We start from the raw sequence: 25117 nt of genomic DNA, 5'->3' as shown, positions 1-25117 counted from the left end.
ATAGCTTATCTCCGCTGCCTATTCACGCCGGCTCCGCATCCCGTTCAGCAGCGTAATCTCATCGCCCGATTGTACGAAATGTTCGTATTCGGGCGTCTCCATACCATAGACGGCAATTCGGCCCTCCGCATCGTAATGAACGCCAAAGCCGTATTTTTTCGAAAGCTGGGAAGCCCGCAGACAGGCATGCGATTTGCTGAACAGCGCATCCCAAATTTGCTGGCGGTTCATTTCCAGCTCATCGGCTGGGATGTTTTTATGCCTAATATGAACCTCAAACAACAGCTGTTCATGCGTATACCGGTAAGGATGACGGCTCAAGAGCTCATACTGGATAACGTGAATCGGCTTATTGCTCGTTTTATGCTGCGGAACGACACTGCTAGTCACGGGACAATCCGGCGATACTTTGATGAAGGTACTTTTGTAGCTCATCGTTTTCAACCGCTCCTTTTTTGACGCTTCAGCATCAAATAGTATAGAGTAGCATCTTCCAATAGCGAATTAGCACTTCAGGCCGTCATCCTCTTTGCATTGGGAGGCATCCCCGGCTTCAAGCAGCGGCTCATACATCATCAGCGCATGGTTCTCGGTAATATAACAATCTTCGATCAGTTCGGCGTCCAAGTTGTAGACACGGCGATAGATCAAATTATGCCTAATATGGCCACCCCAGTATTCACGCGTAATCCGATGCTCCCGCTCATAGACCTCGTATCGGTACAAGGAAGGACTTGCTGCGCGAAGCTCTCCTACGAGATTCTCATCATTCAAAAATACATGCAATTGCACGGGCTCATCACCCGGATTGTAAAGCTTCAAGTCCAAATAATTGTACGAGCATGTCGCCCCGCTGCCAAACGGCTGGGTGCGGCCGGAATCCGGGAATACATCATAGCTGTGGCGATGCCGCTCCCGTATTTCGAGAGGGGAATGAAGCGCCATCCAGTACAGCAAATTCGTAAGCTGGCACAGCCCTCCGCCCACCCCATGCTTAAATTTACCATAATGGAGGACCATGCCGTCAACATAGCCTTTTCGCCGGGAAGGTTTGCCTACCCCCCTCCAAAAAGAGAACGTCTCCCCAGGCTGCAAAATCAAACCGTCAATCCGGGATACCGCCAATTTAAGATTCGTGATTTTATTGTGCTGCAGCCACATATCGACATCCTTCAGCTGTCTTAGCAAGGGGCTTCGATGCTCGGAAATGACATGCGGCAGCAAATTACAGCTGCGGGAGCCGGCTATTTTGTCTTCGCCCAAATACCATTCCATATACCGCTTAAAACGATAGTATCGTGTGCCAAGCCAGACCCGCAGTTTAGATCGCGTTACAGGCTTCAACGCTTCACTCACTCTGCCTTCCCTCCCTGTCTCTGTATGTATTCCACCGTAATCTACTCTATTAAACAGTCCTTTCACCTAAAAAGTTGCAAACCTGCTCATTTTCCAGGTTCACTCGCAACACTTTCGACAATTTTCACAGTTTCGCAAAAAAATCCGATAAAATTTTCCCCAGCGACAGGAATATTGGAATGATTTGCCGAATAGTACCTGTTGGCGAACGAAGACGATCATCTCTCGTTCTTTTAAGCTTGTATATTCATTTTATATGAAACATTCTGTATATGATTCAGGAGGAAGCTATGAAACTCGGATTTAAACGCAAGAACCAGCGTTATACCGTTCTCGTTGTTCCCGAAGGCTCACAGCCGGTTTTTCGTCTGAAAATGACTTCCACATATTTGCTTGCCGGCTTAATTGCCGCCGTCGTTCTGCTCGTTACTGCGCTCGCCCTGTTCACACTAAACCGGAGCCACGCCTTTAAGATCGCGGCTTTGGAAACCAAGCTTACGGCGTCCTCGGAGCAGCTTCAAGCGACCGTCAGCGATAAGGAACAGGAAATCGACCGCTTGCTGCTTCAACTGGTGGAACTCTCTGAGAAATCCAAAACACTGGAAACGAAAATGACGGAGCTCGAGCAGTTGGAAGCAGAGCTGAAGTCCATTACGAACGGAGAACGCACAGGGAGCGGAATCCAGTCCGCTTCGTCTTCGTCATGGCAAAATTCCGACGCCGGGTGGAGTACGGAAGGAATGGGCGGGGAGCTCATCCCTCTGAGCGAAGAGGATATCGACTCCCTTATTGAAGAGACAAGAGAGAGTATATCCGCCTCTTTAGAAGAAATGCCTTCTCTGCAGGCAAGGCTGGAACAAACCAAAAAAGCCGTAACAGAGTACAAGGAAATGATGCGCATATTGCCGACGTACTGGCCAGCGGATTCCTTGAAAACCTCCTCGCCGTTCGGCAAGCGGCTCGATCCGTTTAACGGCAAGCTGACGCTGCATAACGGCCTGGACATCAAGGGAAATATCGGCGATTTGATATACGCCGCAGCTGACGGGACTGTTACCGATGCCGGATACAGCTCATCCCGCGGCAATTACGTCACCATTAGCCACCCCTCAGGCTTATCGACGAATTACTTGCATTTAAACGAAATTTCAACAGTAAAAGGCGAAAAAGTGAAGCAAGGCGATGTCATAGGCACGCTTGGTTCGACCGGACGCAGCACAGGGCCTCATCTGCATTTTGAAGTGGTGAAGAACGGCGCAATGGTCGACCCTGAAATATATTTAATCAAACCGGAAAAGGATGAGGATGAATAATGTTCAAGAGCAAGGCCGTTCCCGTGAAGCTGGATCCTGATACGACCGATACGCTGGTAGGTGAGGGCAGCAGCTTTGAAGGCAATATTAAATCGGATGCAAGCATCCGGATCGAAGGGCAAGTAACAGGCGATATTGAGTGCAAAGGCGATGTGACGATCGGAGAGAAAGGGCAAGTGAAGTCCAATATTGCCGCGCGCAACGTCATCATTGCTGGTACTGTGACCGGGGACGTTCAAACGAAGAGCAAACTTTCCATTACATCGACGGGCAAACTGTACGGCAACATTACGGTCGCCAGCCTGTCTATTGAGGAAGGCAGCATTTTTGAAGGCAGCAGCCGCATGAGCAGCCAGCCAGATACCGCACCGGCACCAAGCGCCAATAAGGAAGCCGCTGCTGCTTCGGAGAAGAAATCAGAGAAGAAAGCTTAATATTCGTTTGACCGCAAAAAAAGGGGTGTTCCATTCAAAGTGGACAGCCCTTTTGTATTCTTCATTTGTATTCGTATAAAAAAAGATCCCAAACTCCAACTGCCGTGGAATTTGAGATGCTTTCCTTCATTAAGCTAAGCACTACCCTTGTTGCTGGTGCCTACAGACCAATTCTCCAAAGAGAGTGACGGCTCACCCTTAAGCTCCCAGCCAGAGAACTCGCCGCTCTTCCATTTCAAATAGGCAGCGGCCCCGATCATAGCAGCGTTGTCCGTGCAATATTTCAGCGGCGGAATGACAAGCTCGATCCGCTCTTTCTCGCACCGCTCGGTCAGTGCCGTCCGCAGTCCCCGGTTTGCGGCTACCCCGCCGCAAAGCAATAACTGCACCGCCCCAGTCGCTCGTACCGCACGGATCGCTTTCTCTACCAGCACTTCGACGACGGACTCTTGGAAGCCGCGGGCAATAGCCGGCCCATATCCTTCCTCCCCGCGCATTTTATGCTGATTAACCGCATTCAGCACGGCCGATTTCAGCCCGCTGAAGCTGAAATCGTAGGAATCCGGCTCCAGCCAGGCCCGTGGCAGAACCTCGACGGTCTCCGACTCAAGCGCCAGCTTGTCGACATGCGGTCCGCCCGGGTAAGGAAAGCCAAGCGCTCTCGCTACCTTGTCATAAGCCTCCCCGACGGCATCGTCTCGCGTACGGCCGATGAGCTTGAAGCTGCCTTCCCGCTCCATCAACACTAATTCGGTATGCCCGCCAGACACGACAAGCGCGATCGAAGGGTAATGAATTTCCTGCACGAGCCGGTTTGCGTAAATATGCCCGGCAATGTGGTGCGTGCCGATTAGCGGCTTATCGGCAGCAAAGGCCAGGCTCTTCGCGGCCATAATCCCCACCAGCAAGGCACCAACAAGTCCGGGGCCTTCCGTTACGGCCACGGCCGATAAGTCCTGAAGGGGAATGCCCGCTTCCCTGACAGCTCCCTCCAGCATGAGCGTGATGCTCTCCACATGCTTCCGGGACGCTACTTCCGGCACGACTCCGCCGAATGCCTGATGCGTCTCGATTTGGCTCGCGATTAAATTCGAGAGCACCTCGGTCCCATTTTTAACGACGGCCACAGAAGTCTCGTCACAGCTTGTCTCGACTGCCAATATATAACAATCTTGGTTCAAATCCAATCTTCTTCGCTTCCTTCCTCTTCGCCTGCCTGCGGCTCCCGCTCGGGCAGCTCGCACCACATAATGAGCGCATCCTCCTGATTGTCGGAATAATACCCCTTGCGGGTGCCGACAGAATGAAATCCAAGCTTCCTATATAAAGACTGAGCGGAATGGTTCGTAACGCGCACCTCCAGCGTCATCCGGCGCATGCCTAGCTCGCCCGCCCAATCTATCATCCTGCGGAACAGCAGTTCGCCCAAATGATGACCGCGGTATGCCGTTCTGACGGCGATATTGGTAATATGCGCCTCGTCCAGAACCGTCCACATCCCTGCATACCCAATCGGGCTCCCCTCGTATTCCATCACTATATACTTCGCGAAATGGTTGAGTGTCATTTCACTGCGGAACGCTTCCTCGCTCCAGGGCAAGGTGAAGGATTCATGCTCGATGACCATAATATCGGGAATATCCTCAAGCGTCATCTGACGGAAAGTCACCTTGGCCATTTGTACCGACTTTGCTGACTCCATGTCCGTGCCCCCCTCCTGAATGCTAACGAAGCTTCTTCGCTTCGGCTTCCGCCAACTGGGTATAATTCGGCTCCAGCGCATGCACGTCATCATGGGCTCCTTGCAGGAACTGCTCCGAGCCGATGAGTCCGAGCCATGCTCCTTCCAATTCGTAGCCGACTAAATGCAGCGTATCTCCCAGTAAAGGCCTCAACTCCTCGATCGCCGCCGCGTGGAGCGCCGCGTCTCCGACAAACCATACGCCTGCCGGTCTTTGAGCAGAAGGCAGCCCCTGCAGCCGCTCGACAAGCTCATTCCGCCAATCGGCCACGAGCCGGATCGCATCCGCCTCCAAGCGGCGCGGAATTTGCCCTATTGCTGCGCTAAACAGCGCAGTATATGCCTGCCCGCGCCGGGCGTCGACCAGCGGCACGATCCAATGCTGGGCGGAGTAATCTGCCTCAGACGCATCTTCACCTGTCGTCGTATTCGCTTCGGCAAATTGCTCCGGAACCTGGCCTGTTCCCCCAGCAAATGCGCCAAACGCAATCGCCGCCAGGCTGGATACGGCGGACAACGGTAACCCCAGTGACCAAGCCAGCGTCTTGGCTGTCGTTACGGCGATGCGAACTCCGGTATAGGAGCCCGGGCCGACGCCGACGGCAATACCGTTCAACTGTTGTTTGCCTACTCCTGCAGCAGCAATTGCTTCCTCAATCGCCGTAATTAAATAGGCGGAATGGTTCCGCTCCGCCTTAATATTCCGCTCGGCCAGCAGCTTGCCGCCTTCCATCACGGCGACAGCCAGCGTCGACGTAGACGTATCCAACGCCAATAACCGCTGGCGCGGCTCTATCTTATGCTTCATTTAGGTGCAGCTCCATTCTGTCTCAAGGTCGTGATCCATTGCTCATAGGGTTCTCCCCGAGCCGTCAAATGCATTTTACGCTCCGAGCCCGCCCCGGCTTCTATATATATGTGCAGCAGCCGTTCCGGCATAATTTCATCGATAATGCTGGCCCACTCCACTAACGTCACACCGTTGCCGTAGAAGTATTCGTCCAGCCCCAGCTCCTCCGCTTCCTCCAGCGACAGCCGGTACACATCCATATGGTAAAAAGGCAATCTGCCCTCATATTCCTTAATTAATGTAAAAGTCGGACTGTTCACCGTGTCCCGAACTTCCAAATGTTTCGCGAACAGCTGGGAGAAAGCCGTTTTCCCCGCGCCCAAATCACCGTCCAGGGCAATGACCGTTCCCGGTGTCGCCCGGGCGGCAAGGAAAGCTGCGAGCTGCCCAGTTCCATCCAAATCTTTCGCCTCGTACACCCACTCGGCCGAAGCTTGATCCAATCCCACGAAGATACAACCACCTTTACATGCGCAAAATGTATGTCCCCATTATATCGGTCTGCCGCAAGACCCGCAACAACTTAGGCCGCAGCCGCCCGGTTATGAGAAACCAAAATGGACCATACTATGATAGAGATAGTTCGCCAGTTTCCTTGGTATCAACGCATCTTTAGCATCAAACTCGTCATCATCATACGCCAGGCAGCCAAATAATAAATATGGAACACGGAAGGGAGCAAACTGAAAATGCATACCGTTTGGAAGGGTGCGATCAGCTTCGGGCTCGTGCATGTCCCGGTCAAAATGTTCTCCGCAACGGAAGACAAAGACATTTCCATGAAGTACATTCATACCGTCTGCGGCAGCCCGATCTCTTATGTAAGACGTTGTCCGACCTGCGACAAGGATACGACCTGGGAGGAGATTTCCCGGGGCTACGAGTACGAGAAGGGCAAATACGTCCTCTTCGAAAAAGAGGAGCTTGAGCAGTTGTCGGCCCAAACCGAAAAAACGATCACGATTCTGGACTTCGTGGATTTAACCGAAATCGACCCGATCTATTTCCAGAAAACCTATTATCTCTCCCCGGATCAAGCAGGATCGAACGCCTATCAACTGCTGCTGGAAGCGATGCGCGACTCTGGCAAAATCGGCATCGCCAAAATTGCCATCCGCTCCAAGAGTAGTCTCGCTGCTATTCGCGTCATGGAGGGCTGCTTAGCCGTGGAGACAATCTTCTACCCCGACGAAATCCGGCCGATCTCGCAAGTGCCCAATTTGCCGGAAAGCATCAACGTGAACGATAAAGAACTGTCCATGGCCAAGCTGCTGATTGAACAGCTGTCCACACCTTTCGAGCCGGCGAAATATACCGATGATTACCGTGAATCCCTACTGCATCTCATCGAGCAGAAAATTGCCGGCGAAGAGATCAGCCTGGCACCAGCCAAACCGCAAAGCAATGTCATCGACCTTATGGCCGCATTGCAGGCCAGCATCGAAGCCGTCAAGCCTGTCGTCACCGATCCCGGTCCGGCCAAGCGTACCCGCAAAACGGCAGCCAAGAAACCAGCTGCAGGGACAGGCAGTACGGATGATCCGCTAAGCGGCGAGCTTGCGCCTAAGCCGAAGAAGAGAACATCCAGCAAAGCAAAGAAAACCATCTCCTGATTACTAGATGCCCTGCGTAACCGTGCAGCTCTCCGGCGGCACATCGCCCATCCCCTGCAATACCGGATGGCGCATCGTTCCGCCGGGAGTCCACTCCATGAACTGTACCTTCACCGTAAGCTCCGGCCGAATCCAGACCGCTCCCTTAATCCGCTGCGGGATGTTGTGAAAGAGGCGCTCGCTCACCGTCAGGACGGATAATTGCTCCGCCAGGCTGCGCCATGCCGGCTGATTCAGCTTGCCGCTGCCCGTATGCCCGATATATACGAATCGCCCGTTTTCATCATACAAACCCAGCAGCAAGGCATTCATAACGCCGTCCCGATAGGTCACGCCGCCGATCGCCGCATATAAATCATAGCCGAGCTTCAGCTTTTTCCAGCGTTCGTCTTTGCCGCCCAAGGCATAAGTGCTGTCCAGCCGTTTGCTGACGACTCCCTCCCAGCCCCGCTCCTTCATGACGGCAAACAGCCGCTCTCCATCGGTGTAGCTCGGAACGAGCTGAATCGTCCCGCTTGGAACAATGATCTCTTGCAGCAGCTCCTGCCGCTCGGCCAAAGAACGGCCGGTCACCCACTTCCCGTTATGATACAGCACATCAAATATCATATAAATGGCTGGGATCTGCTTGACGGCAAACCGGATTTCCGCCTCACGCCGCAGGCTGTCCCGCCTCATCACCTCATGAAAGGACGGTTTGTCCGCGGCAAGGGCGATCATCTCTCCGTCGAGAATGACCGAATCCGCTCGGCAATAGGCGGAAACATCCAGAAATTCGGGATACTGCTTGCTCCGCTCATTGCCTTTGCGGTTAATCAGCCGCGTCTCGTCTCCATCAAAATAGGTGAGCATCCGCACCCCGTCCCATTTAACCTGCGCTATCCATTCCGGCCCTGCCGGAAGGATTTCCGTACGTATCGGTTCAAAAGGGACTACCGGTTTCAATTCCACCCTTCATTCCTCCCCTTCTCTTGTCCTGCGATCCGTTGGCCGATGCCAGCCCAACGGCTGCGTGCCACCTTTTCAAGCTTCTTTTCCCAAGTCTGCCCATGCCGGGTTACTTCCATTCTTATGTAGAGGGGACTGCTTCTAGTGGTGTTAAGTTCGTTTAAAATGGGTAAGCCTAATAGAAAATGAGGAAATTCTATCATGACAAGGAGCAAGGCCATGTCCAAAGCGATGAAAGGTACGATCCTCGTAGAAGGCGAGGAAATCACCATATCCAATCCCGACAAGCTGCTGTGGCCGGAGGCGGGAATCACGAAGAAGCTCTATTTGGAAAAGCTCGCTGAAATCTCTCCCTATCTGCTCCGCTACTGCCGAAACCGCCTGCTTACGACGATCCGGTATCCGGACGGGGTGGGGCGCAAATTTTTTTACCAGAAAAATGCCCCTGAGCCGCTGCCGTCATTCGTCCGCACTTCTATGCATGAGGGAGTCGACTACGTCGTACTGGATAGCCTGCCGGTACTGTTGTGGCTCGGCAATTTGGCGTGCATCGAGTTCCATCCGTCGCTGCATTATGTTCACGAGCAGCTGCCGTGCGAATGGATGATCGATTTGGATCCCTCGCGGGAGGAGGAGCCGCGCATTATGGAGGCTGCGGCCTACGTCGGAGACATTCTGGCCTCTTTGGGGCTTCAGTCCGTGCCGAAGACCTCCGGGGCGACGGGCGTGCAAATCATCGTACCGATCGAATACGGCGTAACGTTTGACGAACTGCGGCTGATCGGACAGTTTGTTGCCCGCTATGCCACGGAGAAATACCCTGAACTGTTCACCATCGAACGGCTCAAGAAGGATCGCGGAGACAAGATTTACTTTGACTATTTGCAGCATTATGGCGGAAAGACGCTAGCCGCCCCGTATACTCCCCGGGCCCGCCCTGCGGGCAACGTATCGACGCCGTTAACCTGGGACGAAGTGCGGAGCAACCCGCTGCCCTCCGACTTCAATCTGCACAATATCGGGGAACGCCTGAAGCAAAAAGGCGATTTGCTTGCAAACGTCTCGCCGCAATCCGTTCAGCTGATCCTTCAGCATCTGAAGTAATGGCGCCTCCCGCTCTCTGGCCCCGATCAGAGCAGCGGGGAGAGCAGCCTGCACAGCAGCTCCAGCCCCTTTTGCAGCTTCGGGCGGCGGGCAAATGTCTTCAAAGTGATCTCCCTGCTCTCGCCAAGATCTTTGAGGAAATCCTCGCTTAAGCGGGATATCGGCGCCTTATCGAACAGGATCGCCGTCATTTCGAAATTGCAAAAGAAGCTGCGCATGTCCATGTTCGCCGTTCCGACCGTAGCCAACAGGTCATCCACGATCATCACCTTCGCATGAATGAACCCTTTCTCGTATTGATAGAACTTTACTCCCGATTGAAGCAGTTCCTCGACATAAGAGAGCGATGCCAGCTTGACGATTCGGCTGTCCGATTCGTACGGAATAATAATGTTCACCTCAACCCCGCTAACGGCCGCGGTCTTAATCGCATTATAGATGCTGGGGTCGGGAATGAAATAAGGCGAAGTAATCCAAATGCGGCGTTTGGCAACGGCAATCGCACCGAAGCACATTTCCTGTATCGCATCCCAATGCTGGTCAGGGCCGCTGGTCAGCACCTGCACCTGTTCAGTGCTCCGGCAGTGATGTTCTGGATACAGCTCAGGATGATTGACCCGCTGTCCCGAGGCCAGCCGCCAATCCGCCAGAAAGGCATTTTGCAAAAAATACACCGCGTCCCCGCTGATTTGCAAATGCGTATCGCGCCAATAGCCGAGCTTTCCGTCCAGCCCCAAATATTCATCCCCAACGTTGAGCCCGCCGACGAAGCCTATCGTCCCGTCGACGACAAGTATTTTACGATGATTCCGGTAATTGACCCTCCGATCAAGCGTCGCAATCAACGGCGGCAGGAAAAAAAACACTTCCACTCCACCGTCCCGAAGCTCTTCAACAAATGAGTTGTTTAATTGATAACTGCCAAGTCCGTCACAGATCAGCCTAACCTTCACGCCCTCCCCGGCCTTCCTGAGCATCGTCCTCTTGAACGAGTGTCCTATACCATCCGCGCGAAAAATATAAGACTCCATATGGATATGATCCTGCGCCTGCTCCATCGCTGCCAGCATCGCCCCGAAAGTCTTCTCGCCATCCGTCAACACCTTCGTTTCGTTGCAGCCCGTAATAGGACTTTCCGAAATATGTGTAAGCAAGCCGAATAGCCTTTCCTGATGGCGATATTCCGGATTGCTCATCTCCTCTACGCTGTCGATGACGGCGGCTTGCTGCCATAGCTTGGCCCTAATCTCCTGAAACACCCTGGACCCTCGGCGCCGCAGTTTTCGCCGCTTCTTATAATCCTGAGCCACGAAATAGTACAAGATGAAGCCGATGACTGGGAACAGAAACAGAATAACCATCCAGGCGACAGCCTTGCTGGGGTTGCGAAATTCCAGAATAAGAATCGTAGCAATTTGAAAAATAAACGCGAGCAGTACGAGCACCAGCCACCACATTCACTTCACCTTCCTCCACTCAGCATTGACAACAAACACGAACTATATGAGACAAGATGACTTTTTTGACATGTTTTAAGAGACGCGGGAATAGATAAAGTAATAGAAGCTATCAAATTTACGGGAAGGAGATGCCATGAGAAGTGCTAGTTTACCCCATCGCATGACGCTGCTTGTTCTGCGGGAAGCGAATCAGCCTGTCAAGCAAATCCAGGTATCGAAACCGTTTGTGATTGCTGTGCCGATCGCCGCCCTGCTATCCATTTCCGGCCTGATTGTCAGCCTGCAAATGCAGTCGGTGAACACCATTTCGCGCCTGGAAGATACGCTGAGGCAGCAAAATCTCAAATTCGAAGCCGTCGTCACCGACAAGAACGAAGCGATTGAGCGGCTGCAAAATCAAGTCATTACCTTATCCGGACAATCCAAAGAGCTGATGGACCGCATGGAACGGGTAAGCGAACTGGAAGCCGAGCTGCAAAGTTTTATAGATAAATATGGAAGTAAGGGCGATGCCGGCAAGCTGTCCTCGCTCTCCTCCTTGTCCTGGGACGAATCCTTGGGCAAAGGCGGCGAGTACATTGCCGTACACGATCAGGAAATTGAAGAATTGGCTCAAGAGACGAGCGACGACTTCCTGGAGATTAGCGCGATGCTGGATGAAATCGAGAAGAATGTCCCTACAACGCTGCAAAAGGCCAAGCAAACGCAGTATTCCATTTCGGGAACACCTTCGGAGTGGCCGACATTGTCTACCCGCCTTACTTCGAACTTCGGATACCGGACCGATCCGTTTACGGGAAAGGCTGCCTTTCATGCCGGAATCGATATTGCCGGCAAGATCGGAGACCCGGTCTATGCCGCGGCGGCCGGCAAAGTTGTTGCAGCGGAAAGCAACCGCTCAAGGGGCAAATACATTATAATTCAACACCCGAACGGACTGCAAAGCTGGTATATGCATCTTAACGAGATTAAGGTGTCCGAGGGAGATACGGTCAAGAAAGGACAGACTATTGCCAAGTTGGGCAACTCAGGCCGAAGCACGGGCGCCCATCTGCACTTCGAAATCGTTAAAGGGGACAAGAAAGTCAACCCGCTGTCTTATTTGCAATAATACATCCCATTCATGAACGGAGGATAAAAATATGTTGAAGGATCATAAAAAATTATCCGGTTGGCATGGCACTTTGATCGGTCAGGGCAGCGTCGCCGAAGGCAAACTGGAGTGCGAGGCCGGTCTCCGCATCGAAGGCTCGTTCCGCGGGGAAATTCACTGCCAAGGGCAGGTTGTCATCGGCGAAACCGGGGAAGCGCATTCCAATATCAATGGCGCGGACATTATCGTAGCCGGCAAAGTCGTCGGAGATATCGCCTCGCAAGGGCGGCTGACGATTACGAGCAGCGGACTGGTGGAAGGCAATGTACACGTAGCCAAGCTCGTTATTGTGGAAGGCGGCCTGTTGAACGGTTCGAGCCAAATGGAGCAGCCTGCTGCCGTGACCATTCCCGCTCCGCGCCCAAACAAAAAGTCCAAAAAAGCAGCACAGCCCGAAGCAGGGTGAATCCCCCGCTTTGGGCTGTCTTTTCATCCGATATAAGTTAAATTGCGCTTAGCGCTGTTGTATCAGCTTAAGCCTCGGCTGTCGCCATGCTCGTGGTGCTCGGCTGCTCGCGCCGCAGGAAGTACAGCAGGGTAAGGATCAGGAACACAAAACCAAAGCCCGCCAGTACACCGATATTTTGCCAAGCCACCCCGAACTCTCCGCTGGAAATAACGGCCTTGTAGCCGCTAACGCTGTAAGTCATTGGCAGCAGCGGGTTAAAGACCTTCATCCAGTCCGGAATCAGTTCTAGCGGGAATGTGCCTGCACTGGTCGTCAGTTGGAAGATCAGCATCAGAATAGCCAGGAAGCGTCCCGGATTATCTAGCCAGGTTACTAGAGCCTGAATAATGAACATGAAGCACAGGCTGGTGGCGAATGTAAAGAGATAGAACATTGGCACACTTTGCACTTCAAGCTTGAGTACGTAAAGCATAAGAGCAGCGGACAGGATCGATTGGATCAAGCTCATACCCGTAAAGGCAAGAGCCCGGCTCACGAATCGGTTCCATCCGGTCGCCTCCGACACTGAAGAACCTCTGGTCGGCACGACGAGCGTAGAGATCAATGCTCCGACGAACAGGCCGAGCGACAGGAAGTAAGGCGAGAAGCCGGTACCGTAGTTCGGAACCTCATTCATTTTATGCTCCTCGATTTCGATCGGCTTCGCGTACATATTGACCAGCTGATCGCTCTTCTTCACGCCGGAGGTTTGCTCCGCGGCCTCGTTCAGCTTACTGGCCAATTCCTCGGAGCCGGAGGCGAGTTTATCCATCCCGTCCTTCAGCTCGCCGGCGCCATTATCCAACTGTCTGGAGCCGCTCGCGATCGTGCTGACGCCACCGGACAATTGGCCGACGCCGCCCTGAAGCTTCTCGGCCCCGCCGCTAAGCTGCGCAGCGCCGCTCGCCAGGCTTTGTCCGCCGGCCGCAGCCTCCGACAGCTTCGCACCGAATTGCTTCAGCCCGCTCGTCAGCTGCTCTTGCCCGCCGGCCAGTTGGCTAGCGCCTTGTGTAAGCTGCTGCTGACCTTGCACCAGCTGCTCGCTGCCTTGCACCAGCTGGCCGTGGGCGCCATGCAATTCACGCGCTCCTTGCAGCAGCTCCTGTTGGCCGTCGGCTACCTGCTGGCTGCCTTCGGCCACCGCTTTGCTTGCCGCAATCAGCTTCTGTACCTCAGGATTGGCGGCCAAATCCGGACTCGCCTTCGCGAGCTGCTCCAAGCCTTGCTCTACGCCTTTGGCGCCTTCGGCCACTTGGCCGCTGCCTTGCAGTGAGGCTTCGAGTCCCGTTTGCAGCTGCTTGCTGCCCTGCTCGGCGGCTGTCAAGCCTGCTTGCAGCTTCTCGGCTCCTTGCAGCGAGGCCTGCAAGCCCGTTTGCAGTTGCGCCCCGCCTTCCTGCGCCTTCACCGCGCCGTCCTCCAGCTGTTTCTGCGCGGCGGACAGTTGACTCAGGCCGCTGGCCAAGCTGGAGGCTCCGCCTTTAAGATCATTGGCGCCTTTACTAAGCGTGACGGCGCCTTCCTCCAAAGGCGTTACGCCATTTTGCAGCTGGCTTGTGCCCTCGACCAGTTTGGCCAAGTTCTCTTTCAGCTTCAAGGCTCCTTCATCCAGCTGCACGGCACCATCGCTAATCGTGCTTGCTCCGGAGCCGGCATCGCTTAAGCCGCCGGAAATTTTCTCAACCTGGTCAAACAGGGTTTCCGTATAAGCTTCCGTAACTTTAGCCGACACCTTCGTTTTGATTTCCTTCACGGCGGTGCCGCCGATTTGCGAAGCCAGGAAATTATAGCCCTCATTCGGCTCGAACACGAGCTTGGCAGGCTGCGGCTGCTCATCCATTAAGGTCGTCGCCTTAGACGAAAAGTCTTCAGGAATGACGATCTTCATATAATATTCGTTATTCTTCATCCCTTTATCCGCTTGCTCATGAGTGACGAACCTCCAGGAGAAGTCATCGTTCTTCTTCAGCTCGTCAACCAAATCCTGTCCGGCCTGCAGCGACTTGCCTTCATATTCGGCCCCGGCATCCTCGTTTACTACAGCAACGGGCAGCTCGTTCATTTTACCGTAAGGATCCCAGAAAGCCGTAAGGAACATTCCGCTGTAGAGTACAGGGATGAACAGGACGACAAATATAGGAATAATCACTTTTGGTTTCTTGAAAGAAGCTCCCAAATCCTTGAAAAACACCGACATTGATTTCACTTTAGCTTCTCTCCTTTGATGTCTCTATCTATTTTTTTATATTTATCTGTCTATCGAGGCTTTATCGTTTACTCCGGAGATAGGCCTCCTGCCAGGAAAATACGGGCGAATTCCTTGATTTGCTCTTTGCTTAACGGCTCCTCCCGCTTGTTCCATTCCGAGGTGAGCGCAATATACAGCTTGAACATCACGAAGGAAACGACTTTCGGATCGAGTGCCCGAATTTCCCCGCGCTGGGCAGCGCGCGTCACTTTACTCTCCAGGTAGCGAAGAATTTCATCCTCAATCCGCTGCAAGCCCTCGCGAGCCTGCGGCGTGCCGAAATCACGCACCTCCTGGAACAGCTTGATCAGCAGCTCATGCTCCCGCCTGAATTCCAGGAGCAGATCCATAGAGTGGTACACGTTCTCGAAGAAGGATTTATCCTCACTAACCTCCGTCTCGGTGATCCGCTTCATTTCCATAATGACGGAACGGAGAATTTCATCGAAGAGCTCTTCCTTATTCGTGAAAAAAGTATAGATCGTCCCTTTCGCCACATTCGCAATCTTAGCCACTTGATCCATCGTCGTCGCCTTATAACCGAATAAGGCAAAGGATTTCTCCGCCGCCTCGATCACCTGCTGTCTGCGGTCTATTGTCATGGTCATCACCTCCTTCAAATAAATATTTTAACGGTCATCGATCAAGAACTGACCAAAAATCCATTTCGGTCAATCGGTCATTTTTCACTTTAGCACTTCGATTATTTCTTTGCAACATTTTTTTTGCACCATCATTGTTCCCCGACTTAAGTCCAGCTATCGGCCAGTCTGCGGACTCTTTTGTTTCCGGCCGCGACCTTATAAACTATAACCAGGTATTAACATTACGCGCTTTTTTAGACACGCAAATAACCGCCCCGCTAGGGACGGATCTATTCTTAAAGCAGGTGATATCATGACAAAAAAACGAGTGCTGATTCTATCGGAGGGGTTCGGAAGCGGTCATACCCAAGCCGCTCATTCGCTGGCTGCCGGCATTAGGAAGCTATGGCCGGACGCAATGACGAAGGTGATGGAGCTGGGTTCGTTCCTTAATCCGATTATCGCCCCGTGGATCTTGTCTGCTTACCGGGTTACTGTAAATACGAGTCCGGCACTGGTTGGGATGCTCTACCGGAAAAAATACGAAAAGCCAGTCGGGCGGTTAACCCGACTGGCCCTGCATAAAATGTTCTATCAGCATGCCTCTGAGGTGATTGGACAGCTTCAGCCGGATGTCATCATTTGCACGCATCCGATTCCAAATGCCGTCATCGCCAGGCTCCGCGCATCAGGCCTTCGCATACCGCTGTATACCCTGATTACAGACTATGACGCCCACGGCGCATGGATCAGTCCCGAGGTAGATCAATATCTCGTTTCCACACCGGAAGTCAAAGCATTGCTCCAGCAGCGTGGAGTCAGCCCGGACGCCATTCGGGTCACCGGAATTCCCGTTCATCCCAACTTTTGGAGCATCCAAGACAAAACGTCCGCCAGAAGAGATCTCGGCATCAAGCAGATGCCTACCGTTCTCGTCATGGGCGGCGGGTGGGGGCTGCTCTTCAAGGAAGAGCTCATCGATAAGCTCGTTGCCTGGCGCGACAAGGTACAAATTATTTGCTGCACCGGCAGCAACGGCAAGCTTGCGGAGAAACTGCGTGCTTGTCCAGCGCTGATCCATGAGAATATTACCATTATCGGCCACACCCATGAAGTCAGCAAATGGATGGACGCCTCCGATATCCTGATTACGAAGCCGGGCGGCATGACGTGCACCGAGGGACTGGCCAAGGGCATACCCATGCTATTCTTTGAATCGATCCCCGGACAGGAAGAGAAAAACCGCGAATATTTTGTCAGTCACGGATTCGGCATGGATATGTCGTCTCCAGAGCTTATCGATCAATGGTTTTCTGCGATTACCACTCCCACGCTTAGCAGCCTGCTTCATGACAAAATAAGCCCGCTTCGCCCTCAAACCTATGAGCCGGATTGCTGCGCGAAGAACGTAATCGAGCTGTTGCTGGAAAAATCCACTCAAGCCAAGCTGGAATACGCTTATTTATAAAAAGTATGATTTCCGATTTCCTTCGATTTACTCTTCGTGTGCGCAACTGTAAAATCTGTAGCTAAAGATAGCGACAGGAAATAATAAGTGTCATCTGACACTTCCTTGCGCCCATGCAAAGCTTCCGTTACAGCACGAATAGAATCCTCGTTTGGAGTAACCCGATCCATTCTTCCGTTTTGCACAGGACTAAATTGCGATTTTTGATAAATAACTTTCTTAATCGTGTCGGGGTAGTTGGCGGACCGGAGCCGGTTCAAGACAACGTTGGCAACTGCCACCTTGCCTTCGTACGGTTCGCCCTCTGCTTCTGCCATCACAATTTTGTGAAGGAGATACAGCTCTTCATCCGTCAGAACGTAGTGCCAGGTTGCCTGATCCTTGTCTGCCTGGCTAAGCAGTTCTGTCCGGGTGAAGTATATTTGGTTGGGGGGATGAGACATATCTATTGCTGCTGCTTTTGCAGCCGCCTCAGCCTTCGCCGCCTTCTCTTGCACCAGAGCCTGCTCCGCTGCAATTAAATTGCGTGTGAACAAAAGCTGATAACGCTGGCTTGCCTTGGACTCGCTTTGCTTCTTCATTGGCAGCCTGGAAATTAGCGGAACGATGGGTCGATAAATACGCCTCTCCTGCGACAGGGATGCGTCAAATTTTGCGGCAGAAAGATTTCTATTCTGCTGCTTTACGATTACGGAAATACTATTTGATGATAGTTCAATCGGACGAACGCGGTTTTGGCTATTATCCATGCGGCCCCATAATAATGAAATCGACCCCGAACATACTAGAATAGCACTAATCAAAAGCGCGACGTAACGATTCTGTCTGAAAATATACATATGGCCTCCTACAATTACAGTATCTCTGAAATGACTCCTTCAACTATGTAACCGAAAAAAGAGGTTTTGAATAATGTCTCTTTAATATTCGACATAAAGAGCCTTCCGAAAGGGAAGGCTCTCCTTATTAAAGTTCTGCAGCTAACGGAGAAACGGGGGATTCATTTCCGTAAAGAGACGATCCCTACAACCTCATACATCGGACTTACGGTTACCCTAGTACGATACAACATAATGGTGTCATTTGTCCAATCCCCAAACGATAATCCTTTATTTCCCAGCGGTTCCCGCAGCTTTTCGCTTTCTGAAAATTTGCGGGCCAACGTAATATGCGGGGCATATGGCCGTTCCTCCGGTACGTATCCCAGCTTGGCATTTGCCGTGATGACACGGCTGTGAAGAGCGCGGAGAGCCGCTATGTCGCCTTCTATGCCGCTCCACAGTACGCGGGGCTGTTCAGGACGGCCAAAGGCGCCAATGCCCACCGCCTCTAGTCGGAAAGGGGCGACTTCAGAAGCAGCCTCCCGTAAGCCTTCCAATATGGCCTGAACTTGAGTAGCCGGAGTATCTCCCAAAAATTGCAAGGTAATGTGATAGTCCGCCGGATGCACCCATTTACGGAATTTCCAGTCTTTTTGACGTTCTAAACACCAGGCGTGAAGCTGGTTCTTAACAGATTCCGGCAACGCCACAGCGACAAACATCCGCCATTTCTCCTCTTTCATGGACATGGCCCGCCCCCTTGTGAAATTATTCTTAATATTTGTTGTTGTCTCATTTGCATACTTGCCGTTATTATTCAACAAACATTTCAGAATTATAATTGCTTCGCCATTGTCGCAGCATCGGTCAGCAAACAACAAGATGACCTCTGAACAGTTCAGAGGTCATTTTGTTTGGCCATAGGGCCAATCATCGATCTATAATTATCGTATATCGTTACGACGGATTTCCAAACTATTTCCTGCGCTGGCGTGCGCGGGCTTCTCCGCCTTTACGTCCCGCTTCCTCACGGCTCATCTTCCCATCATCGTTATCGGAATCGCTGCGGGCTTCTCCGCCTTTTTGCCCGATCTCTTGATAGAATTCTCTGTCATGATTTTTAGCTGTAGCCTCGCCGCCTTTACGGCCGATCTCCTGATAGAAATCCTTATCATGGTTTTTAGCGGTAGCTTCGCCACCCTTCTTGCCGATTTCCTGATAGAACTCTTTGTCATGATTTCTGGCGGTAGCCTCCCCGCCTTTGCGGCCTGCTTCCTCTAAGCTCATCTTACCGTCACGATTGTTGTTAGCCATGTTGGTTCACTCCTTATCGTATTTGTAAGGTACCGCGCCGGGTACGGTATTGTATTACCCGCTCTAAGGAAATCAAAACATCAGCGCCGAATGATATACGATTTGGCAACCGGAACATAGGTGACATTATCAAGCAGAATATCGTAGCCTAGCGATTCTCCATTTACGGTAACCGTAATTTTTTTCAATTTATGATCCAGTTCTTTTGTTTGCAATTTATGCTTCATTTTCGCGTTCTCTCCTTATCTATCTGTACTATTTGCGTTGACGGTACAAATTAACCCGCCGAGAGATCATCGAAACAGCAAGCATGCTTAGAGCACAACAATAGCAAGCAGCAAATATTGCACAGAACCGATAATTTCTATGATTCCCACTTTCATGGGACGTAATGTTTTTCCCGCATAAGCAATAGTACGAATTAAAGGAAACAAATAGGCAATCATCATCCACGGCAAGCCTAGCAACCAAGGAATGATCAGCAAGAGTACGTGAAATACTTTGGCGCAAGCGATCCAGCGCCCATTCGTTCGCTCACGAAATACAGACTTCACAAAGAATACGCTGCCCATGAAAAAAAGCACGTTGAACACAACGACCAGCAGCATGGTGCGATCCCATCCGCCCCCGCCAAGCCAATAGGCGGCAGCCCCGCCGATGGAGAAGATCAGGACAGCGCATAGATCATTCAACACGGCCCTTTCTGATTTTCGCTTCACATGCCATATATTTACTATCAGCAGGACACACAAAATCGGCCCGAAATAGAATAGCTTTGGAAAGCTGATCAGAACGGGTATCAAGCATAATAGCGCAATGGCTCCATAAATCACACCCCAAGTGATCAAGCGTCTGCGCTCTTTTTTGCGCTTAACCAATTGTAGAAGGGGATACGATGATAAGTATAGAAATAGCCATGCCAGAAATAATGGCAGATGCATCCACTGCGGCCGTCCCGCCATCATTCCGATCACGAACGGAACGCTGACCATGGCCCAGCCCCCATGCTCATGGGGGATTATGATCCCCTGCTTCTTCACACGCTCAGACCTCTTCTCCTCAATACATTTTCATTTAGCCGCCAATATAGGACATATTGATTTTCTTGCGCTGCAGGGCCCTCTGTTCCGTTCGTTCATCCGAATAACGGTCACCCCGCTGCCCCCAGACGCTTCGAATAGCGGCAAGCAGCTCATCCTTGGACGCGCCCCCCCGCAGAAGCTCGCGAAGGTCAAACCCCTTCGAGGCGAACAGACAAGTATAGAACTTCCCTTCCGATGACAGCCTTGCACGCGTGCACGTCGAACAGAACGACTCCGACACCGAGGTAATAAAGCCGAGCTCGGCTTCGCCGTCCTTATACCGGTATCTCTGCGCTACTTCACCGAAATAATGCGGCTCCACGGCCTCCAGCTCGTATACCTCGGATAATTTATTATAAATATCCCTTTTGGTGACAACGCGCTCCAGACTCCAGGCGTTATCGTTGCCCACATCCATAAATTCGATGAAGCACAGCGTGATCCCCTTCTCTTTAAAGTAGGCGGCCATAGGGAGAATCTCCTGATCGTTTACGCCCTTTTGCACTACCATATTCACCTTGATTTGAAAGCCTATCTGTCTAGCATGCTCGATATTGTCTAGAATAGCGGCCGGTTTAATTCCCCGCCCATTCATATACGCAAACAGCTCCGGGTTCAGTGCATCTAGACTAATATTCACTCTTCGGAGACCCTGATCATATAATGATTGACCATACTGCTTCAGCAGCAGGCCATTCGTAGTCAGACCGATATCCTCGATCCCTTCTATGTTCGCCAGCCTGCCAACGAGTTCCGGTAAATCTCTACGCAACAAGGGCTCCCCGCCCGTTAAACGAATCTTCTTTACGCCAAGAGAAGCAAACAACTGCGCTAAGCAGCAGATTTCTTCCAGCGTCAGCAGCTCGCTTTTAGGCAGAAATGGATAATCGTCTCCAAAAATTTCCTTGGGCATACAGTAGGTGCAGCGAAAATTGCAGCGATCCGTCACTGAAATGCGCAAATCACGGATAGGCCGATTCAGTTGGTCGCGGATCGGTTCAGTAGTCATTTCACATTTGCCCCTCTCTATAGTCCTATATTGCCGCAGCGGTCAACCGCCGCTCACCGGAGGTATGATAGCGACCGTGTCCCCGGCCTGAATGACGTCATCTGGACGAGCATATTCTTCATTCACAGCGACAAATATGGCCTTATGCTTAAATTCCGGGTAGGCTGCTATAACCCAGTCCGTAAGCTCCCGAACCGTCCACTCCGGGCGGTCAATGAGCTCCTCCGACTTTCCTGTCAAATCGCGCAGACCTGCAAAATAGAGCACTCGTATCATTCCGTACTCCCCCCTTGTTCAGGCTTCTGCCTCTGATCTCCGATCCATTCCTCGCCGTCTTCCCATATTTCCTTCTTCCAGATCGGCACCATTTCTTTAATGCGTTCAATCGCATACTCATTTGCCTCGTAAGCTGCCTTCCGATGCGGTGACGATACCGCAATGACGACGGCAATATCGGAAATATGCAGTTCACCGATACGATGGGCTATCGCCACACGCGTACCCGGCCATTTCTCTTCAATTTCAGAGCCGATTTGCGCCAGCTTCTTTTCCGCCATTGGGATATAAGCCTCATAAGCCAAGTATATCGTTCTGACGCCGTGTGTCCATTCCCTTACATGCCCCGTAAACGTCGTTACGGCGCCTGCACCCGGATGTAGTACCATATCTATAGCATTCTGAATATTTATAGGCCCCTCGACAATCTCATACCGTTTCATGATACAGCCACCTTATACGCCAAAATAGGGAAGAGCAACCGGCCGAATGACCAGTCGCCCTTATTTCACGATACACTAATATCGCTGAACAACCCAACATAGTGGACGACTTCCCCTGAATCGTCTTTAACTGCATTGATTGTCAGAAACTCCAGGTATTCTTCTCCGTTCTTCCGACGGTTCCAAATCTCTCCTTGCCATTGGCCCGTTTCTCTAATTGTACTCCACATTTCCTCGTAAAATGGTTTAGACTGCTTTCCTGATTTTAAAATACTCGGCTTATGGCCGACAACCTCAGCCTCGGCATAACCCGTCAGCTTGGTGAAGGCAGGATTAACGCTTCTAATCGTTCCCTTGGAATCGGTAACTAGAATGCCTTGCCCTGTATAGCGGAACACTTTGCTGGACATGACAAGCCGGTCCTGATAATACATCCATATGACAAGAATCAAGCTTGCCAAAGCGACTTGGGACAATGCCATAAACCCTATGGAATACTGTCCTGTCATGGAATATATCATCGAGAGCATGAGCGGCGGGAAGAAGCCCCCTAGACCACCCATCATCGATACGATGCCATTCACTGTTCCCGCCTGCTTGTTGAAGTATTGCGGGACGAGCTTAAATATAACGCCATTCCCCAGCCCCGCGCACAACGCTATAGTTAAACTCCCTACGGTATATAGCCCGATCGAAGGCGAGAAGGCAAGTACAATTCCGGAGAGCGTCAGTCCCAGAAAAATACCCATTAATAAAATTAACGGTTTGAACTTGTCGCCAAGCCATCCGCCGACCGGACGCATAAACGTAGCCAGGGCGATAAATCCGGCCGTACGCATCCCTGCATCCACTTTCTCCAATGCAAAGTGAGAGACAAGGAAATTTGGCAAGTATACGGTGAAGGCCACAAACGAACCAAACGTAAGGAAATAAAAAAGCGAGAACAACCACAGCTTATCGCTTTTATAGACCGCCTTGATTTCATCCATAATTGGGGTCTTCACTTTGACTTCTTTGCGGTCTCCAAACACTATGTTCAAGGCGATAAATATCAATAGCAGAACAAGATAAAGCTTTACCGTCAACGACCAGCCCACTTGCGTTGCGATAACCGGCGCAGCGAACGTTGTAATCGCCGTACCCAGATTGCCAATCCCGTACACGCCGTTAACCAGCCCATGCCGCTCCTTCGGATAGTACTTCGGTAAAGACGTTACGCCCACCGAGAATACAGCGCCGCCAATCCCCAGAAACAAACCGCCGATGACTAAATCGGTAAACGAAGAAGCCGCGCTGATATAGAATACCGGGAACAGCAGCAGAACGAAGCTGACCGAGAATACGATACGCGCTCCGAATACATTGGCATAGTACCCGAAAGGGATTCTTAGAACCGATCCTAGTACAACAGGGATCGCCGTGAGAATCGCCAGCTTTTCCGCTGGAATTTGAATATCTTCTTTAATAAATGGAATGAGCGCCGAAATGATAACCCATACCATAAAGCCAAGCACTAAATTCATCGTTTGCAAGGGCAGCTGCATTTTTTTAATCATCAGATCACCTAATTCCTGTGTACTGAATTATTGATTCCCATGTCTTATTTTAAATGCAGTACGCAGAGAAAAATAATAGGGAAATCCCCTGATCCTTCGGAGGAATTCCCTATATTTGTGCGCTTCTATATAAGTTGAACTATTGAATGATGGTGGGGTAGGAGGCAAGTACGGAAAATGTTCGGATTAAAAATCGAGCAGCTTCTTCTTAAGGGCATATTCCACCAATTCCGGGCGGCTCTTTAAGCCCAGCTTCTCCATGATTTTCGCCTTATGCACTTCCACCGTCTTGACGGAAATGAACAATTTCTCCGCAATTTCTTTGTTGCCATAGCCTTTAGCGACCAGTGGCAAAACTTCTATCTCTCGCTTGGTTAACAGATTAAAAGGGTCGGAATCACTGGACTCCTGATCCTTCTTAATGAACTCTCTAACAAGGGATGTCGCCATTCTGGAATGAATATACGTTTCCCCCTGATGGACGGTGCGAATCGCTGTCAGCAGCTCCTCATCCGGAGCATTTTTCAACACATAGCCTGCGGCCCCGTTCTTGAGAACATGGAACAAGTACTCCTCATCGTCGTACATAGTGAGAATTAATATTTTCGTGTCGGGATAATCGCTGCTGATTTTGCCTGTCGCTATCAATCCGCTTTCTCCCGGCGGCATGCTCAAATCCATCAATAAGACGTCAGGGTTATGCTTGGCAACCATTTGATACGCCTCGATTCCATCCGCAGCCGTGGCCACGACCTCCATGTCGGGCTGATAATTCAGGATCATGGAGAAGCCGCTGCGAACGACGGCGTGATCGTCAGCGATGACAATTTTCATTCCTTATCCCCTCCTTGGTTTGGCGACAACGGAATACGCAGATGGATCGTCGTTCCTACGCCCATCTCCGATAAAATGATCAATTGGCCATGCACAAGCTCAGCACGCTCCCGCATACCGAACAAGCCGAGTCCGGTTCCTGCAGGGTCCCTCGTATTCAACTGAAAGCCTGAGCCTTTATCCTGCACGATAAGCTGCAGCTCTCCGGCCTCCTCAAACAATCTGACCTGTATTTCGTCCGTATTCGCGTATTTCAGCGCGTTCAGTACCGCTTCCTGACAAATCCGGTAGACGACGGTCTCTATCTCATTGCTGTACCTTGCAGCGGATAGCTCGGCCTTAAAATCAATCAGCAGCCCATAGTTTTTCTCCAGCCATTTGAAATGGGAGCGAAAAGCCGCCTCCAGTCCGAAATCGTCCAATGACGCCGGACGCAGTTCCACGGCCAGCCGCCGGATATCATCGAGCAGCCGGGTTAATGAGGCTTCTGTCTGCTGTAATTTGTTCAGGACGACTTCATCGGCATTCATATATTTGAGAACGCGCAAATCGACGAGGGAGCTTAATAGCTCCTGAGCAACACTATCATGCAGCTCGCGCGAAATCCGCTTTCGCTCATCCTCCTGCGCTTTGATTACATATTTGGTCATATTGGTCTGGTACAGCATTTCCTGAGTCCGGTATTGCTTCGTTAAGTTAAGCAGCATGAAGACGCGGATGCCTTCCGCCTCATCGATCACATGGAAGCTTGCTGCATAAGGAATGAGCCCTTTTCCCCGAGTATTCAAATAAACTTGAAAGGAGGAGAAGTCTTCCTTCGTATTTCGCAAGAAACAATTCACGCAGGAGATCATCGCCTCTTCACTCGTATAGCCTGCACAGGAATTGCAAATCGAGACCGCTTCTCCTTTATGCATCTGTTCGATCACATCCAGATCAAGGATATTCTCTGCGGCCGGATTCATACACAGGATTTCTCCCTCTGAATTGACGAAGAATATGGCCTCGCTGCTATTCTTATACATGCTCCTTAGCAGATCGGACATTGGGATATCAAGCAAAGGG

Annotated in this window: 29 protein-coding genes; 7 read left to right on the top strand and 22 right to left on the bottom strand. The window is 51.4% G+C overall.

The features are described 5' to 3' along the window. Positions 1 to 18 precede the first annotated feature (18 nt). Both ACYUJT_RS17805 and ACYUJT_RS17800 read right to left on the bottom strand, forming a co-directional pair. Positions 19 to 435, bottom strand: a complete 417-nt coding sequence (locus ACYUJT_RS17805) for a DUF6157 family protein (protein ID WP_460324625.1) — start codon at positions 433 to 435, stop codon at positions 19 to 21. Between the two features lie 69 nt (positions 436 to 504). After that, complete coding sequence (locus ACYUJT_RS17800; RefSeq protein ID WP_460324623.1) at positions 505 to 1356, bottom strand: VanW family protein; 852 nt, start codon at positions 1354 to 1356, stop codon at positions 505 to 507. Between the two features lie 290 nt (positions 1357 to 1646). Here ACYUJT_RS17800 and ACYUJT_RS17795 point away from each other — a divergent pair, with 290 nt between their 5' ends. Next, positions 1647 to 2669: a peptidoglycan DD-metalloendopeptidase family protein gene (locus ACYUJT_RS17795; RefSeq protein ID WP_460324622.1), complete on the top strand. Its 1023-nt coding sequence runs from the start codon at positions 1647 to 1649 to the stop codon at positions 2667 to 2669. Beyond that, positions 2669 to 3103: a bactofilin family protein gene (locus ACYUJT_RS17790; RefSeq protein WP_460324620.1), complete on the top strand. Its 435-nt coding sequence runs from the start codon at positions 2669 to 2671 to the stop codon at positions 3101 to 3103. The genes ACYUJT_RS17795 and ACYUJT_RS17790 overlap by 1 nt, the downstream gene beginning before the upstream one ends. Before the next feature lie 134 nt (positions 3104 to 3237). Here the strand turns inward: ACYUJT_RS17790 and tsaD are convergent, their stop codons facing one another. Genes tsaD through tsaE form a run of 4 tightly spaced genes read right to left on the bottom strand, consistent with a single transcriptional unit; the run spans position 3238 to position 6137 of the window. Beyond that, entirely contained in the window at positions 3238 to 4290 is a 1053-nt protein-coding gene (gene tsaD, locus ACYUJT_RS17785) for a tRNA (adenosine(37)-N6)-threonylcarbamoyltransferase complex transferase subunit TsaD (RefSeq protein ID WP_460324618.1), read from the bottom strand. Further along, positions 4281 to 4805, bottom strand: coding sequence for a ribosomal protein S18-alanine N-acetyltransferase (gene rimI / locus ACYUJT_RS17780; protein ID WP_460324616.1), 525 nt, complete (start codon positions 4803 to 4805; stop codon positions 4281 to 4283). The genes tsaD and rimI overlap by 10 nt, the downstream gene beginning before the upstream one ends. Before the next feature lie 22 nt (positions 4806 to 4827). Beyond that, complete coding sequence (gene tsaB, locus ACYUJT_RS17775; protein ID WP_460324614.1) at positions 4828 to 5652, bottom strand: tRNA (adenosine(37)-N6)-threonylcarbamoyltransferase complex dimerization subunit type 1 TsaB; 825 nt, start codon at positions 5650 to 5652, stop codon at positions 4828 to 4830. Next, positions 5649 to 6137, bottom strand: coding sequence for a tRNA (adenosine(37)-N6)-threonylcarbamoyltransferase complex ATPase subunit type 1 TsaE (gene tsaE / locus ACYUJT_RS17770; RefSeq protein WP_460324821.1), 489 nt, complete (start codon positions 6135 to 6137; stop codon positions 5649 to 5651). The genes tsaB and tsaE overlap by 4 nt, the downstream gene beginning before the upstream one ends. Before the next feature lie 246 nt (positions 6138 to 6383). Between tsaE and ku the strand changes: the two genes are divergently transcribed. Then, positions 6384 to 7307 (top strand): non-homologous end joining protein Ku, encoded by a 924-nt coding sequence (gene ku, locus ACYUJT_RS17765; RefSeq protein WP_460324612.1) that lies wholly within the window; start codon positions 6384 to 6386, stop codon positions 7305 to 7307. A gap of 3 nt (positions 7308 to 7310) precedes the next feature. Here the strand turns inward: ku and ACYUJT_RS17760 are convergent, their stop codons facing one another. Both ACYUJT_RS17760 and ACYUJT_RS17755 read right to left on the bottom strand, forming a co-directional pair. Then, positions 7311 to 8258 (bottom strand): ATP-dependent DNA ligase, encoded by a 948-nt coding sequence (locus ACYUJT_RS17760; RefSeq protein ID WP_460324610.1) that lies wholly within the window; start codon positions 8256 to 8258, stop codon positions 7311 to 7313. After that, positions 8249 to 8374, bottom strand: a complete 126-nt coding sequence (locus ACYUJT_RS17755; protein WP_460324608.1) for a hypothetical protein — start codon at positions 8372 to 8374, stop codon at positions 8249 to 8251. Before ACYUJT_RS17755 ends, ACYUJT_RS17760 begins: the two co-directional genes overlap by 10 nt. A 100-nt stretch (positions 8375 to 8474) precedes the next feature. Here ACYUJT_RS17755 and ligD point away from each other — a divergent pair, with 100 nt between their 5' ends. Next, positions 8475 to 9359 (top strand): non-homologous end-joining DNA ligase, encoded by an 885-nt coding sequence (gene ligD, locus ACYUJT_RS17750; RefSeq protein WP_460324818.1) that lies wholly within the window; start codon positions 8475 to 8477, stop codon positions 9357 to 9359. 26 nt (positions 9360 to 9385) lie between these two features. Here ligD and cls read toward each other — a convergent pair whose 3' ends face one another. Further along, positions 9386 to 10816, bottom strand: coding sequence for a cardiolipin synthase (gene cls / locus ACYUJT_RS17745; protein ID WP_460324606.1), 1431 nt, complete (start codon positions 10814 to 10816; stop codon positions 9386 to 9388). Between the two features lie 136 nt (positions 10817 to 10952). Between cls and ACYUJT_RS17740 the strand changes: the two genes are divergently transcribed. Further along, positions 10953 to 11930: a M23 family metallopeptidase gene (locus ACYUJT_RS17740; RefSeq protein WP_460324604.1), complete on the top strand. Its 978-nt coding sequence runs from the start codon at positions 10953 to 10955 to the stop codon at positions 11928 to 11930. Positions 11931 to 11961: 31 nt separating this feature from the next. After that, on the top strand, positions 11962 to 12378 hold the full coding sequence (locus ACYUJT_RS17735) for a bactofilin family protein (RefSeq protein ID WP_460324602.1): 417 nt from the start codon (positions 11962 to 11964) through the stop codon (positions 12376 to 12378). 67 nt (positions 12379 to 12445) lie between these two features. Here ACYUJT_RS17735 and ACYUJT_RS17730 read toward each other — a convergent pair whose 3' ends face one another. Beyond that, entirely contained in the window at positions 12446 to 14623 is a 2178-nt protein-coding gene (locus ACYUJT_RS17730; protein ID WP_460324600.1) for a YhgE/Pip family protein, read from the bottom strand. 68 nt (positions 14624 to 14691) lie between these two features. Further along, positions 14692 to 15267 (bottom strand): TetR/AcrR family transcriptional regulator, encoded by a 576-nt coding sequence (locus ACYUJT_RS17725; RefSeq protein WP_460324598.1) that lies wholly within the window; start codon positions 15265 to 15267, stop codon positions 14692 to 14694. Between the two features lie 295 nt (positions 15268 to 15562). Between ACYUJT_RS17725 and ACYUJT_RS17720 the strand changes: the two genes are divergently transcribed. Then, positions 15563 to 16717 carry an MGDG synthase family glycosyltransferase gene (locus ACYUJT_RS17720; RefSeq protein WP_460324596.1) on the top strand — a complete coding sequence of 385 codons (1155 nt, stop codon included), beginning with the start codon at positions 15563 to 15565 and terminating at the stop codon, positions 16715 to 16717. Here ACYUJT_RS17720 and ACYUJT_RS17715 read toward each other — a convergent pair. From ACYUJT_RS17715 to ACYUJT_RS17665, 11 genes are all read right to left on the bottom strand, one after another. After that, complete coding sequence (locus ACYUJT_RS17715; RefSeq protein ID WP_460324594.1) at positions 16708 to 17556, bottom strand: cell wall hydrolase; 849 nt, start codon at positions 17554 to 17556, stop codon at positions 16708 to 16710. The genes ACYUJT_RS17720 and ACYUJT_RS17715 overlap by 10 nt on opposite strands. 161 nt (positions 17557 to 17717) lie before the next feature. Further along, positions 17718 to 18287, bottom strand: a complete 570-nt coding sequence (gene thpR, locus ACYUJT_RS17710) for an RNA 2',3'-cyclic phosphodiesterase (RefSeq protein WP_460324592.1) — start codon at positions 18285 to 18287, stop codon at positions 17718 to 17720. Between the two features lie 226 nt (positions 18288 to 18513). Further along, complete coding sequence (locus ACYUJT_RS17705) at positions 18514 to 18852, bottom strand: KGG domain-containing protein (protein WP_460324590.1); 339 nt, start codon at positions 18850 to 18852, stop codon at positions 18514 to 18516. 80 nt (positions 18853 to 18932) lie between these two features. Beyond that, complete coding sequence (locus tag ACYUJT_RS17700) at positions 18933 to 19079, bottom strand: hypothetical protein (protein ID WP_460324588.1); 147 nt, start codon at positions 19077 to 19079, stop codon at positions 18933 to 18935. Positions 19080 to 19166: 87 nt separating this feature from the next. Beyond that, complete coding sequence (locus tag ACYUJT_RS17695) at positions 19167 to 19892, bottom strand: YwiC-like family protein (protein ID WP_460324586.1); 726 nt, start codon at positions 19890 to 19892, stop codon at positions 19167 to 19169. 34 nt (positions 19893 to 19926) lie between these two features. After that, on the bottom strand, positions 19927 to 20943 hold the full coding sequence (gene moaA / locus ACYUJT_RS17690; protein ID WP_460324584.1) for a GTP 3',8-cyclase MoaA: 1017 nt from the start codon (positions 20941 to 20943) through the stop codon (positions 19927 to 19929). 42 nt (positions 20944 to 20985) lie between these two features. Continuing rightward, positions 20986 to 21219, bottom strand: coding sequence for a molybdopterin converting factor subunit 1 (gene moaD / locus ACYUJT_RS17685; RefSeq protein WP_460324582.1), 234 nt, complete (start codon positions 21217 to 21219; stop codon positions 20986 to 20988). Beyond that, complete coding sequence (locus tag ACYUJT_RS17680) at positions 21216 to 21662, bottom strand: molybdenum cofactor biosynthesis protein MoaE (RefSeq protein ID WP_460324580.1); 447 nt, start codon at positions 21660 to 21662, stop codon at positions 21216 to 21218. Before ACYUJT_RS17680 ends, moaD begins: the two co-directional genes overlap by 4 nt. A 65-nt stretch (positions 21663 to 21727) precedes the next feature. Further along, the gene (locus ACYUJT_RS17675; protein ID WP_460324578.1) at positions 21728 to 23218 is read right to left on the bottom strand and encodes a nitrate/nitrite transporter; all 1491 of its coding nucleotides are present in this window, start codon (positions 23216 to 23218) and stop codon (positions 21728 to 21730) included. Between the two features lie 186 nt (positions 23219 to 23404). After that, a complete protein-coding gene (locus ACYUJT_RS17670) occupies positions 23405 to 24052 on the bottom strand; it encodes a response regulator transcription factor (protein ID WP_460324576.1) in 648 nt (215 codons plus the stop codon). Then, entirely contained in the window at positions 24049 to 25098 is a 1050-nt protein-coding gene (locus ACYUJT_RS17665; protein ID WP_460324815.1) for a sensor histidine kinase, read from the bottom strand. Before ACYUJT_RS17665 ends, ACYUJT_RS17670 begins: the two co-directional genes overlap by 4 nt. Positions 25099 to 25117 lie beyond the last annotated feature (19 nt).

This window comes from Paenibacillus sp. YSY-4.3, from assembly GCF_054767475.1.
The sequence above is the reverse complement of the archived record's forward strand: the minus strand, read 5'-3'. Positions and strand labels throughout refer to the sequence as shown.